The 12763-nt window shown below is 67.4% G+C and carries 10 protein-coding genes, 1 tRNA gene and 1 pseudogene; 9 read left to right on the forward strand and 3 right to left on the reverse strand.

The window, feature by feature from the left end:
* Positions 1 to 8: 8 nt before the first annotated feature.
* A complete protein-coding gene (locus AC3EO7_RS24145; protein WP_435592453.1) occupies positions 9 to 629 on the reverse strand; it encodes an arsenate reductase/protein-tyrosine-phosphatase family protein in 621 nt (206 codons plus the stop codon).
* Positions 630 to 855: 226 nt separating this feature from the next.
* Positions 856 to 1368, reverse strand: a complete 513-nt coding sequence (locus AC3EO7_RS24150) for a monooxygenase family protein (protein WP_435592454.1) — start codon at positions 1366 to 1368, stop codon at positions 856 to 858.
* A gap of 578 nt (positions 1369 to 1946) precedes the next feature.
* Between AC3EO7_RS24150 and AC3EO7_RS24155 the strand changes: the two genes are divergently transcribed.
* Positions 1947 to 2303 carry a hypothetical protein gene (locus AC3EO7_RS24155; protein ID WP_431970687.1) on the forward strand — a complete coding sequence of 119 codons (357 nt, stop codon included), beginning with the start codon at positions 1947 to 1949 and terminating at the stop codon, positions 2301 to 2303.
* Between the two features lie 265 nt (positions 2304 to 2568).
* On the opposite strand, the gene AC3EO7_RS24160 is transcribed toward AC3EO7_RS24155, so the two are convergent.
* Positions 2569 to 2655 (reverse strand) — tRNA-Leu (locus AC3EO7_RS24160).
* A 300-nt stretch (positions 2656 to 2955) separates the two neighbouring features.
* Between AC3EO7_RS24160 and AC3EO7_RS24165 the strand changes: the two genes are divergently transcribed.
* The 8 genes and pseudogenes from AC3EO7_RS24165 to AC3EO7_RS24200 all read left to right on the forward strand — a co-directional run bounded on the left by AC3EO7_RS24165 (position 2956) and on the right by AC3EO7_RS24200 (position 12673).
* On the forward strand, positions 2956 to 3573 hold the full coding sequence (locus tag AC3EO7_RS24165) for an ANTAR domain-containing response regulator (protein WP_431970688.1): 618 nt from the start codon (positions 2956 to 2958) through the stop codon (positions 3571 to 3573).
* A gap of 359 nt (positions 3574 to 3932) precedes the next feature.
* Complete coding sequence (locus AC3EO7_RS24170) at positions 3933 to 5009, forward strand: branched-chain amino acid ABC transporter substrate-binding protein (protein ID WP_431970823.1); 1077 nt, start codon at positions 3933 to 3935, stop codon at positions 5007 to 5009.
* 86 nt (positions 5010 to 5095) lie between these two features.
* The gene (locus AC3EO7_RS24175; RefSeq protein ID WP_431970689.1) at positions 5096 to 6133 is read left to right on the forward strand and encodes a branched-chain amino acid ABC transporter permease; all 1038 of its coding nucleotides are present in this window, start codon (positions 5096 to 5098) and stop codon (positions 6131 to 6133) included.
* Positions 6130 to 7533 (forward strand): branched-chain amino acid ABC transporter permease, encoded by a 1404-nt coding sequence (locus AC3EO7_RS24180; RefSeq protein WP_431970690.1) that lies wholly within the window; start codon positions 6130 to 6132, stop codon positions 7531 to 7533. The genes AC3EO7_RS24175 and AC3EO7_RS24180 overlap by 4 nt, the downstream gene beginning before the upstream one ends.
* Positions 7530 to 8555 (forward strand): annotated as a pseudogene (locus AC3EO7_RS24185) (ABC transporter ATP-binding protein); the annotation flags it as partial. The gene AC3EO7_RS24180 and the pseudogene AC3EO7_RS24185, both read left to right, overlap by 4 nt.
* A gap of 174 nt (positions 8556 to 8729) precedes the next feature.
* Positions 8730 to 9425, forward strand: a complete 696-nt coding sequence (locus tag AC3EO7_RS24190; protein ID WP_431970824.1) for an ABC transporter ATP-binding protein — start codon at positions 8730 to 8732, stop codon at positions 9423 to 9425.
* Between the two features lie 503 nt (positions 9426 to 9928).
* Positions 9929 to 11599, forward strand: coding sequence for a DUF885 domain-containing protein (locus tag AC3EO7_RS24195; protein WP_435592455.1), 1671 nt, complete (start codon positions 9929 to 9931; stop codon positions 11597 to 11599).
* Positions 11600 to 11698: 99 nt separating this feature from the next.
* The gene (locus AC3EO7_RS24200; protein WP_435592456.1) at positions 11699 to 12673 is read left to right on the forward strand and encodes a neutral zinc metallopeptidase; all 975 of its coding nucleotides are present in this window, start codon (positions 11699 to 11701) and stop codon (positions 12671 to 12673) included.
* The last annotated feature ends 90 nt before the right edge of the window (positions 12674 to 12763 follow it).

Consider the following 12763-nt stretch of genomic DNA (forward strand, 5'->3'; position numbering starts at 1 on the left):
CGCGGCGGTCACCGGATGCGCTGCGCCGCCAGGAATGCCGAGAGCGGCGCGGGTGCGGCGCCCGGTTGCACCACCAGACCGGTGCGTTGGTCGTCGTCGGGACGGGTCTGGGCGTGCGGCGCCAGCGTCAGCATCAGCGGCACCAACGCCTCGGCGATGCGATCGCCGACCTCGCAGTAGGCGGCCTCGGACAGGCCGACCGGGTCGCCGATGTTCTCCCGGCCGACGATGGAGAGATCGTTGCGAGCCAGGTGCAAGTCGGCGACCGTGCGTGCACCGGTGACCTTGGCGATCCGGTGCGCCTCCAGCAGCGTGAAGGTGCGGGAGGCGGCGCCGAAGGCCATGTCGGCGGCTTGGTCCCTGATCTGTTCGGTCATCGCTAGCACGAGGTCGGCGCGGTCGATCAGTTCCGGCTTCAGTTTGCGCGCACGGAAGCCGTTGGGGTCCGCGCCGAGACCGGAAATGGTTTGCGCGGTGAGCGGTTCGATGGGGAAGCCGACAAGCGCACGGGTGCCCGCGCTTTCGGCGGTGAGGCCGGCGAAGTTGTGTTCGACGGCGAGCGCGCGGGTGAGCCGCTCGGCGATCACCGAACGGCACACATTGCCGTTGCAGACGAACAGGACGTGCATGTGGCTACGGTAATTCGGCCGGTCGCGAACCAGAAGTCGGCCGTGCCGGAATCACAGGTGCGCAGACACATATTCATCTGGCTGTCGCGCGCCGTACACAAAGCTCACCCGGGTATTCAGGCGGATTCTCGATGCACGTCACGATCGAGCGCCGGGCTTAACGCAGAACTTACCCAGCTGTTTCGACCTTCAATCATCCACTTGCCGTTGACGATTGTGTGACTACTCACTCGGATTCGTTTCGGTAATAAGTGTTTTCGGTGATCACCGGCGCCACTTCGGCGTTTTCGCCGTACACCCGTCCGCGGGTGGAGAACATCGGGCCGCGGGAGGCGATCACCGGCGCGAACCTGGCCATTCCGGTGGCGGGCGCCATGTCGTCGTACATCGCGTCGATGCCGCCGCGCGCGAAGTACGCCTCGTGCCAGAATCCCGTCCCGCCGGAGTCCTTCAGGAACTTCGCCCACCAGTCCCGGTGCGGCTCCGACCGCGTCCACCGCTCCAGGCTGTCCAGATCGCGCCAGTACTGCCGCGCTCCCCAGTGCGGCGGAAACAACCCCCACACCACGTCCTCGTGCAGCAGCAGTCCCTCTGGCCGGTCCCGATGCGAGCGATAGAGCTTGGGACCCAGCCCGAGCAGCCGCACCATGCCCCGCGGCCTGCGCACCCGCATCCCGAGGTAGATGACCACGAGATCCGGATAGCCGGACAGGTCGACGGTCGTCCTGTTCACCCGCATACAGAAACCTCCGCACCGGCGCGCACGATTGCGCCCACCTACGAAGTACGTTCCAGCCCGACCTTCGGTTCAGCAAGGCAGGCTGCATGTCCTATGGACCCGCCGCGGTCGCGGCGGACAGCATCCCGGCCCGCCGATCCCGACGCGCAGTCCTCGCCAAAGCGTTGGCGGCCAATGACAGATCGTCGGTACGCGATCGTCACGCGGCGAAGTCGTGGTTCCCCTTTCCGATCGGCAGGCAAGCACCAACGCCAATAGCGCACCCTTCTGCCGCACCGCCGAGAATCCGCGCAGGACAACAGGTTTGGATTTTCACTCGAGGTCCGATTCGAACGTGAAGGACGGAAATCCCCAACGCCACCACACTTTCCGAGACCGCTCCGGGATATTCGCCCTGGCCTGCACCCGAACTCGTGACGTGGTGATTCGGTATCCGGTTGTCCGGAAGGGTTTGCGGTACTTGTGACACTCCGGTGACACCGAGCCGTGCGGCGAACGCAGCGCCTAGCCGTATGAGCAGCCGGGTATTCGAGAGCACGCACCTCGACGTATGCGGCGGCACGTGTAATTCTCGGAGGATGAGGGATTTCGGGGTGGGATTACTGGTGAGCGCTGTCCCACTGCTGCTCGTGCTGGCGGGTCTCGGCTTCCAGTTCGGTGGCCCGCTCGCGGTGCTGACCGGCAAGCGCATGGTCCGGCTGGTCGGGCGCGAGACGATCCTCACCGGCTATCAACTTTGGTTGCTCGCACTCGCCGCCGTGCCAGTGGTGACCTGGATCATCGGGATCGTCACAGCTGCGACAACGATATGGCAGGGTGCGATCGCGTTCGGGGTAGGTATGTCGATACCCCTCGCACTCGCAGCGGCGCTTTCACCGTGGCTGCTGTTGGCTTGGATTTTCCTGGGGGCCGGAGAGCTAGTGACGAACTCCTGACAGCACAGCGGGACCACAGCCGGTGAACCGGGCGGCTGGCGGCGAATCCGCCCATCCAGCCGAGACCCGCCTACGAACGCCGATCTCACCCCTTCGAGCGCAACCCACCGACCACCGACTCCGGCGCACTGAACGTAACCACTGAAAGGGGGGTCCGGGGGGCTCAGCCCCGCCGGGCGGGGTCTGGGGGTTGCACCCCCAGATGAACACGAACACCAATGCCCCAGCGCAGCCGCGAAGCGCGCAAGCAGGGCTCACCCAGCATTGGTGCCGAGTGTGGGACTCGAACCCACACGTCCTTTCGGACAACGGTTTTTGAGACCGTCGCGTCTGCCAGTTCCGCCAACCCGGCGCACCGGGTGTGAACTATAGCGGGTCGGTGTGGCTTTCCGCGAACGGGTTGCCATGTACGCCACAGTTTCGTCTTTACGCAGGGTATATGCGTTGTCGGCTGAACTGAAAGGTACTCTTTACATCACTCGACAGCATGCAGGTGGGGCGAGGCCAGGGTTCGTGTGGGCCTCGGCCTGTTCGTGCGTGTCGGGACAGGCATCGGAACCAGAGGGGTCTTACCTATGAGTGAGCGCAGCGAGCGAATCCTGTGCCAGCGCGATGTGCGCATGCCGGAACCGAGCACCAGCGAGGTGGAGGCATGAGCGGCACTGCGGCCGGGGGCGCCACGAAGAAGGACGCGGGGGCGAAGCGGGTCGTCGTTGCCGAGGACGAGGCGCTCATCCGGATGGATCTGGTCGAGATGCTGACCGAAGAGGGCTACCAGGTGGTCGGCGAGGCGGGGGACGGGCAGCAGGCGGTGGATCTCGCGGTGGAGCACCGGCCGGATCTGGTGATCATGGATGTGAAGATGCCGCGCCGTGACGGCATCGACGCGGCCGCCGAGATCGCGTCGAAACGTGTTGCGCCGGTGGTGATTCTGACCGCGTTCAGCCAGCGTGACCTGGTGGAGCGGGCGCGCGACGCGGGCGCGATGGCGTATCTGGTGAAGCCGTTCACGAAGTCGGATCTGGTGCCTGCGATCGAGCTGGCGGCGAGCCGTTTCCACGAGATCACCGCGCTGGAGAGCGAGGTCGCGAATCTGGCCGATCGGTTGGAGACGCGCAAGCTGGTGGAGCGGGCCAAGGGCGTGCTGATGCAGACCCAGGGTTTGTCCGAGCCGCAGGCTTTCAAGTGGATTCAGCGGACCGCGATGGATCGCCGGACTACGATGAAGGCCGTTGCCGAGGTGGTGCTGGAGAACCTGGCGCCGAAGTGATGCGCCGCACCCTCGGGCCGGTGTCGGCTGGAAAGATTTACGCACCGGAAACACGATCGCCAAAAAGAATTCGACACGAAGTCATCTGCATGATGCGAATGTGATGCGGATCTAACGTGCCAACGCTATGTTCTGACCGGGCTGACGTGGTCGGCCTCCTCGGATTGCCGGGGGAGCACAGGACGTAGAGGTGAGACGTGCTTAGTTCGACATGGCGCAGTCGTTCGACGCGCAGCGTATTGGTGATCGGCGCTGCCGCCGCGCTCGCATTGACCGGGTGTAGCGACAAATCCACCGACAGCGGCTCGGGCGCGACCGGTACCGGTTCGGGGGGCCTGTCCATTCAGCCGGTCATGCAGGTGGACACCGCCGGTAAGGAAGTGCCGAAGACGGATCCCGCGAAGGCGGCCGATCCGGCGGGTGACGGCAAGGCCACCTGTGCTCCCGGTACCTCCATCGCCATGGCGGGTGCGCTCACCGGCCCGGATGCGGCGCTGGGCATCAACATCGTGAACGGTGTGAAGCTGGCGCTGGATCAGCACAACAAGGCGAATCCGGGCTGCAAGATCGAGCTGAAGCAGTTCGACACCGAGGGCGATCCGCAGAAGGCGACCCAGGTGATCCCGCAGATCGTCAACGATCGGTCGATCATCGGCCTGGTCGGCCCGGCGTTCTCCGGTGAGACCAAGGCGACCGGCCAGATTCTGAGCGACGCGGGCCTGGTGTCGGTGACCTCGTCGGCGACCAACGCGACGCTGACCCAGAACGGTTGGACCACCTTCTTCCGCGGCCTGGCCAACGACGACGTGCAGGGTCCTTCGGTGGCGAAGTACCTGGTGAACACCGCGAGCTACAAGAAGGTGTGCGTGGTGCAGGACAACACCGACTACGGTGTCGGCCTGGCCAAGAGCGTCACCGAGGGCCTCGGCGCCGCCGCCGATCCGGCGTGCTCGGCCAGCATCAAGAAGGGTGACAAGGACTTCTCGGCCACCGTCACCAAGATCGCGGCGGCGGCGCCGGACGCGGTCTTCTACTCGGGCTACTACGCCGAGGGCGCGCCGCTGGCGCAGCAGCTGAAGTCCGGTGGCGTGAAGGCCGTGTTCGTCGGCCCGGACGGCGTCAACGACCCGCAGTTCATCTCGCAGGCGGGCAGTGCCGCCAAGGGTGCGAGCCTCACCTGCCCGTGTGGTCCGGCTCCGGAGAAGTTCGCCAAGGATTACGAGGCGCTCAACGGACAGGCGCCCGGCGTGTACTCGGTGGAGGCCTACGACCTGACCGCGATCCTGGCCAAGGGCATCGATGGCGGCAAGGTCACCCGCCCCGATCTGCTCGAGTTCGTGCGCTCCTACGACGGCCCCGGCCTGGCCCGTAACTACAAGTGGAGCCAGAACGGCGAGTTGGCCAACGCCCAGATCTGGATCTACGAAGTCAAGTAAGACCGCGAACCCAGCACGTACGGGGGTGCCCGTAACGCCCCCGTACGTGCTGTGTCATGAGGGGCACGGGTGAGGGCAATATTCGAATGACAGCATCAGCACTGGCCGGCGTGGCATACCTCGCCGACGGCTCGATCGACTTCAACTATCAGGGAGTGATCGATCAATTCTGGCGACTGACCGTCGACGGAGTTACCTACGGATCCATCTACGCCTTGGTCGCGGTGGGCTATACCCTGGTCTACGGCGTACTTCGGCTCATCAATTTCGCCCATTCGGAAATATTCATGTTGGGCATGTTCGGTCAGTTGATCGGACTGATGCTGTTCGGTTTCGCCGCCAGCCCCGATGTCTACAACCAGGGCGTGCTACTGACGGTCGTCTACATCGGTTTGGCGATGATCGTCGGCATGCTGGTGTCCGGCGGCGCGGCGGTCGGACTGGAGCGGGTCGCCTATCGCCCGCTGCGCAAACGCGGGGCCAAACCGCTGTCGTTCCTGATCACCGCGATCGGCATGTCGTTCGTGATCCAGGAGTTCGTGCACTTCATCCTGCCGAAGATCAATCCCGATCTGGGCGGCACCAACGCCCAGCAGCCGGTGCAGCTCGTCGAGCCGACGGTGCAGTTGAGCTTCGGCGGCGCCGACGTCACCAATATCGCGATCCTGATCGTGGTGTCCGCCGTGGTGCTCGCGATCGCCACCGAAATGCTCATCAACAGAACGAAATTCGGCCGCGGCATCCGCGCCGTGGCGCAGGACCCGGACACCGCGACGCTGATGGGCGTCTCCCGTGAACGCGTCATCATGCTGACCTTCCTCATCGGCGGCGTCCTCGCGGGTGCGGCAGCGACGCTGTACGCGATCAAGATCCCACCGGCGATCATCTACTCGGGCGGCTTCATCCTCGGCATCAAGGCGTTCAGCGCCGCGGTGCTCGGCGGCATCGGCAATCTGCGCGGCGCGCTGCTCGGCGGTCTGCTGCTCGGGGTCGTGGAGCAGTACGGGCAGATCCTGTTCGGCATCGAATGGCGCGACGTGGTCGCGTTCGTCGTGCTGGTGGTGGTGCTGATGGTCCGGCCGACCGGCATCCTCGGTGAGAGCCTCGGGAGGGCCCGCGCATGACCGACCTGACCAAGACGGCGCCGAGGCAGGGCGTCGGCGACGCGCTCCGCACCTGGTGGGAGGGGCTGTCGCGGCCCGCGCAATGGGCCGTCGGCGTCCCCGCGATCTTCGCCCTCGCGCTGCTTCCGCTCTTCCCGCCGCCGATTCTGGACACCCCCGCCTACAACTTCGGCCTCGTCATGGCCGAGTTCGCGATGTTCGCGCTGATCGCCATCGGCCTGAACGTCGTTGTCGGACAGGCGGGTCTGCTCGACCTCGGCTACGTCGGCTTCTACGCCATCGGCGCCTACACGGTGGGCCTGCTGACCAGTCCGAACAGTCCGTGGAACCAGACCGACGGCGGCTGGCTCGATCCGGAGTGGGCGTGGCTCGCCTGTCTGCCGATCGCGGTCGCGGTGACCGCGCTCTCGGGTCTCATCCTCGGCTCGCCGACGCTGCGGCTGCGCGGGGACTACCTGGCGATCGTCACGCTCGGCTTCGGTGAGATCGTCCGACTGCTCGCCGACAACCTGCACGAGCTGACCAACGGCAGCCTCGGGCTGTCGGGGGTGGCGTACCCGCACGTGGGCGAGTCGGCGGAGAAGCCCAACGGCGTGTTCTCCGCGGGCAACACCGGCGATCCGGACAGCGCCAACCTGCTCGACCGGGCCAGCTACGGTACCTACTGGTTCTGGCTCGGCATGGTGCTCGTCATCATCGTGCTGCTGATCGTCGGCAACCTGGAGCGCAGCCGGGTCGGCCGCGCCTGGGTGGCCATCCGCGAGGACGAGGACGCCGCCGAGATCATGGGCGTGCCGACGTTCAAGTTCAAGCTGTGGGCGTTCCTGATCGGCGCCGCGGTCGGCGGGCTGTCCGGCGCGATGTACGCGGGCCAGGTGCAGTTCATCAACCCGACCGGGTTCAACATCATCAACTCGATGCTGTTCCTCTGCGCCGTGGTGATCGGTGGCCAGGGCAACAAGCTCGGAGTGATCTTCGGCGCGTTCATCATCGCCTACCTGCCCAAGCGGTTGACCTCGGTGCAACTGGTGGACGACGAGTCGACCGGCTACGTGCTGCTGATCGCCGATGTGGCGCTGTTCGTCGGCCTGCTGGTGCTGTGGCGGTACAAGGGTCGCGAGTTCGGTGCCTGGCCGCGCCGCGGATTGATCACCGGCATGGTGTTCACCGGCGTCATGGCGGCGCTGCTGCTGGGCAGTGTGCTGCTGTTCCGCAAGGGCGGCGCCCAGTCGCTCGGCGACCTCAAGTATCTGTATTTCGGAATCGCGTTGGTGGTGATGATGATTCTGCGGCCGCAGGGTCTGTTCCCGGTCCGGCAGAAGCTGCTCACCTACGGTAGACAGGTGTACCAGGCCGTGCGCAGACCCACGGTGGGCGAGCCGATCGGAGCGGCGAAATGACCGGGCCCGGCGCGGGCGACGCGCTGTTCGACAACGAGGACATGGCGGCGGGCTACGCCGCGCCACCGCAGGAAGCGAAGAGCGCGGGCGAGGTCGACGTCACCGCGGTGATTCCGGAACTCGGCGACAAGGAGACCGTCGCCGAGGTGGTCGCGCCGCACCGCACGATCGAGACCGAGGTCGGCGCGCCGCTGTTGAAGACCGAGGAACTGACCGTCAAGTTCGGCGGACTCACCGCGCTGGACAAGGTGAGTTTCGAGATCCGCCGCGGCGAGATCCTCGGGCTCATCGGTCCCAACGGCGCGGGCAAGACCACCTGTTTCAACGCGATCACCGGCGTGTACAAGCCCGCCTCCGGTCTGGTGTATTTCGACGGCCAGCCGCTCACCAAGACCAAGCGCAACGCCATCACCCGGCTCGGCATCGCCCGGACCTTCCAGAACGTGCGGCTCTTCGGCGAGATGACCGCGTTGGAGAACGTGGTGGTCGGCACCGACGCCAGGCACAAGACCTCGGTGCCCGGCGCGGTGTTCCGCAGCCCGCGGCACCGCCGCGAGGAGCGCGACGCCATCGAGCGCGGAATGGCGCTGCTCGAGTTCGTCGGTATCGCGCCGCGCGCGGTGGAGAAGGCGCGCAACCTGTCCTACGGCGATCAGCGTCGGCTGGAGATCGCCCGCGCGTTGGCCACCGAACCGAAACTGCTGTGCCTGGACGAGCCCGCCGCGGGCTTCAACCCCAGCGAGAAGTCGGCGCTGATGGATCTGATCCGCAAGATCCGCGACGACGGGTTCACCGTGCTGTTGATCGAGCACGACATGCGACTGGTCATGGGCGTGACCGACCGGATCGTGGTGCTGGAGTTCGGCCGCAAGATCGCCGACGGGCTGCCCGGCGAGATCCGTGATGATCCCGGGGTCATCGCGGCATACCTCGGCGTGCCCGATGCGGAGGCGGAATCGAAGCCTGCGTCCTCGGCGGACGAGGGCGCCTCCGGCCCTGGCGCACCCGGTTCGGAGGGCGAAGGCGAATGGGGCTCCGGCGCAACGGAGTCGGCGGACGAACCGACCAGGAAGCTGCCGATCACGCCGCCGGGCGGGCCGTCGGTGAGCGTACGGAAGGAGCCGGGGGCGGAGGGAGAGCAGACTCCACCCGAGCGCGATTTCAGCGACGCGCCCGCGTTGCTCGAGGTCGACGACATGGTCGTCAACTACGGCAGAATCCAAGCGCTGCACGGCGTGTCGCTGCGAGTCGCGGAGGGCGAGCTGGTCACCCTGCTCGGCGCGAACGGCGCGGGCAAGACCACCACCATGCGCGCGCTGTCGGGACTGCTGCCCCTGACGCGTGGGCGGATCAGGTTCGAGGGCCGCGACATCACCACGATGAAGGCGCACGAACGGGTGGTCGGCGGGTTGATCCAGGCGCCGGAAGGCCGAGGCGTTTTCCCCGGCATGACGGTGCAGGAAAACCTCGACATGGGCTGCTACGGGCGCACTTTCGCGCAGAAGGCCGAATACCAGCAGACCCTGGACTGGGTGTTCGACCTGTTTCCCCGGCTGCTGGAGCGGCGCAAACAGGTCGGCGGCACGCTCTCCGGCGGCGAGCAGCAGATGCTGGCCATCGGCCGCTCGCTGATGGCGCGACCGCGCCTGCTGCTGCTGGACGAACCGTCCATGGGCTTGGCGCCCATGGTGATTCAGCAGATCTTCCGCATCATCGGGGAGATCAACCGGCAGGGCACCACGGTGCTGCTCGTCGAGCAGAACGCCCAGCAGGCGCTGGCCCGCAGCGACCGCGCCTACATCCTGGAGACCGGCGGCGTCACCAAGACCGGAAGCGGCAGCCAGCTGCTCACCGACCCCGCGGTGAAGTCGGCTTACCTCGGAGTCGGATAAGGCGCACCGCCTGCGACGGCACCCGCGGTTTCCCCGAGGGTGCCGTCCCGCACTCCAGCCGGTCGGATCTGGTCGGCTCGCTGGCCGTGGCCAATTGGCGCGGCTCGTCCGCACTACGGACTCCGGCGGACTTCATCCAGCTGGCCCGCACATCCACGCACTCCCAACCACCCCGAGGGCGAGTCTTACGAGCCCGTTCGCGGCCGTCTCGCTTCCGAGCGATCGAAGCGCATGCGACGAAGTCGCGAGTCTCGATCGTTGGCAAGCGATACGAAGGCGACTGCAAAGCGCTGCGCGCACTGGCTGCCATATCTGGGGACAAACGGGCCGACCCCGCATTTCCAGCCACTCCGAGGGCGAGTCTTACGAGCCCGTTCGCGGCCGTCTAGCTTCCGAGCGATCGAAGCGCATGCGACGAAGTCGCGAGTCTCGATCGCTCGGAAGCGAGACATAAGGGCCGCGAACACCCGCGCGCGCCAGCGCGCCAAAGATACAGTGCGTTCATGGACGAGGAGCTGCTCGGGCTGGCCGACCGGTATTGGGACGAGACGTTGGCGGCGGCGCCCACCCTGGCGACGCTGCTGGGTGACCACCGTTTCGACGATCGCATCGAGGATCTCTCGCTCGACGCCGAACAGCGTCGGCTCGATTCCTTGCGCGATCTGCTCGGCCGGGTCGACGCGCTCGACCCGGCCCAGCTCTCGCCCACCGATCGGGTGACCCGCAGTCTGTTGCGCGCGGAATTGGCCACGGCGGTGGATCATCTGGGCTGGCGGCCGTTGGAGATGGCCTCCGATCAGATGGACGGCGTGCACGCGGCGTTGCTCACCACGGCGCCGCAGATCAACGCGCCGCAACCCGAGCACGCGCGGGCGCTGCTGCGGCGGCACGAACAGCTCGGCGACATGCTGAGCCAGGCGGTGGACCGTTTCCGCGACGGTCTGGCCGCGGGCCGCGCGCCCGCCAGGATCACCATCGAGCGCTCGCTCAACCAGCTGGACGGCTACCTGGCCTCGGATCCGGCGCGCGATCCGTTCGTCACCTTCGCCGGACCGCAGGACTGGGACGGCGAGGCCCACTGGCGCGCCGACCTGGCGCAGGTCGCCGGTGACGTGATCCGGCCCGCGTTCCGGCGGTACCGCGACGCGCTGGCCGACGAGCTGTTGCCCGCCGCCAGGCCCGACGAGCGCAGCGGTCTGTGCTGGCTCGGCGACGACGGCGCCGAGATCTACCGCAGCCTGCTGCACCACCACACCACGCTGCCCGATCTGGGCGCGGAGGAGATCCACGAACTGGGTCTTTCCGAATTGGCTTTGCTGCGTGAGGAATACGCGCGGGTCGGCGCGCGGCTGTGGGGCACGTCGGATCTCGCGGAGATCTTCGGCAAGCTGCGCGACGATCCCGAGCTGTGTTACCGCGACGGCGAGCAGATCATGATCGACGCCAAACGCTGCCTCGACGCCGCGACCGCCGAGATGGGGAACTGGTTCGGCAGGCTGCCCCGCCAGTCCTGCGACATCGTGCCGGTGCCGGACTTCCTGGCCGCCGACGCCCCGACGGCGTACTACTTCCCGCCCGCCGCGGACGGTTCCCGGCCGGGAACGTATTTCGTCAACCAGCACGAGCCGCAGGGGCGTGGACGCTTCGAGACCGCCGCGGTGGCCTACCACGAGGCGATCCCGGGACACCACTTGCAGCTCACCATCGCCAACGAGCTCGAACACCTGCCGCGCTTCCAGCGGCAGTCCTTCGCCAACACCGCGTTCGTGGAGGGCTGGGCGCTCTACACCGAGCGGCTCGCCGACGAGATGGGTTTGTACGCCGACGATCTCGATCGGCTCGGCATGCTGGCGGGCGATTCGTGGCGCTCCTGCCGCCTGGTGGTGGACACCGGCATCCACGCGAAGGGCTGGAGCAGGCAGCGGGCCATCGACTTCATGGTGGCCAACGCACCGGTGGGGTTGACCGAGATCACCGTCGAGATCGATCGCTACATCGCGATTCCCGGCCAGGCGGTGTCCTACAAGGTGGGCCAGCTGGAGATCCGGAAGCAGCGGGCGCTGGCCGCCGAACGGCTGGGGGAGCGCTTCGACATCAAGGCGTTTCACGATGTGGTGCTCGGCTCGGGCTCGGTGAGCCTGCCGGTGCTCAGGGAGCTGGCCGGCACGCTGTGAGCGCTCGGCTCGGAACACTCGAGTTGCGGGTGGCCGTCGCGTCCGGTTCCATGAAGGTGCGTTGACGAAGCACGGTCAGGGGGGACGATGAACCGGCTCTTGGCAACTCGAATCCGAAGACGGATCCTGATCGCGCTGCTCTGCGGTGCGGTCGTCCTCGGCGCGGCGGCGAGTATCGCCGCGGTGAGCGGTTCGCCCGCGGACGCGGGCGAGCTGCGGACCGGGAAATCATCGGTCTCGACCGGCCCCGGTTTCGCCGGATCGCTCGGCGAGGAGACGAATCCGGCGCGCGACGCCGCGCCGCCGATCGCGCCCGCGCCGCTGGCCGGGCTGCCGCTGGCGGGCTCGCACGTCTCGGTGAGCCGCCCGGTATACGCGCTGACGGACCATCCGCTGTTCGCCCAACACGTCGGGCTCGGACGGGTCGACTGCGAACTGCCCGAATGGCGCGACGAGCCCGAGGCGGCGCGGGTGTTCTATCGCGCCGCGGTCCGCTGTCTCGACGCGGCGTGGGAGCCGACGCTGCGCGGCGCCGGACTGCCGTTCCGCCCGGCCCGGCTGGACGCGCCCGCGACCGTCGACGCGGTGCGCAGCCCCTGCCCGCAGGACGGGCGGCCCGCGTCGTACTGCGATACCGACGAGACGATCGTCATCCCGTACGACGCCGCGGGAGCCGCTACCGCGCGTTCGCGCCGCGGCGCGCAGCTGGCGCTGCTCGCCCACGAGTACGGCCACCACATCCAGCAGGTGGTCGGCGTCCTGCGCGCCTACACCGACCGGCGTACCGAAGCGGGCTGGCAGACCGCGGCGGGCCTGGAACTGAGCAGGCGGCTCGAGCTGCAAGCCGGGTGCTTCGCGGGCATGTTCTTCGGCATCAACCACGGCCGCGGCGACATCGATCAGCAGACCTGGGACGAGGCAGCCGACCGGGCGCGCGCCGCGGGCGATCGCCCCGGCGCAACCCGGGTGCGCGGCGCGGGCCACAACGTGTGGGGCTGGTGGAAGTGGGGCTCCGACAAAGGCGACACCTGGGAGTGCAACACCTGGTACGCCGAGCAGAAGAACGTCGAATAGGTCCGCGCCGCTGCGGCCTCGTCATGCCTCCCCGCGCCGGTGCGGCGCGTGTCCCGGTGTCGGCGTATCGGCTTGTCGGTGCCGGTCCCT

Source organism: Nocardia sp. bgisy118, assembly GCF_057708605.1.

Coding starts and splice junctions, on each gene's coding strand:
- AC3EO7_RS24145 (WP_435592453.1), bottom strand. CDS start 629: ATGCACGTCCTGTTCGTCTGCAACGGCAATGTGTGCCGTTCGGTGATC.
- AC3EO7_RS24150 (WP_435592454.1), bottom strand. CDS start 1,368: ATGCGGGTGAACAGGACGACCGTCGACCTGTCCGGCTATCCGGATCTC.
- AC3EO7_RS24155 (WP_431970687.1), top strand. CDS start 1,947: ATGAGGGATTTCGGGGTGGGATTACTGGTGAGCGCTGTCCCACTGCTG.
- AC3EO7_RS24165 (WP_431970688.1), top strand. CDS start 2,956: ATGAGCGGCACTGCGGCCGGGGGCGCCACGAAGAAGGACGCGGGGGCG.
- AC3EO7_RS24175 (WP_431970689.1), top strand. CDS start 5,096: ATGACAGCATCAGCACTGGCCGGCGTGGCATACCTCGCCGACGGCTCG.
- AC3EO7_RS24180 (WP_431970690.1), top strand. CDS start 6,130: ATGACCGACCTGACCAAGACGGCGCCGAGGCAGGGCGTCGGCGACGCG.
- AC3EO7_RS24190 (WP_431970824.1), top strand. CDS start 8,730: ATGGTCGTCAACTACGGCAGAATCCAAGCGCTGCACGGCGTGTCGCTG.
- AC3EO7_RS24195 (WP_435592455.1), top strand. CDS start 9,929: ATGGACGAGGAGCTGCTCGGGCTGGCCGACCGGTATTGGGACGAGACG.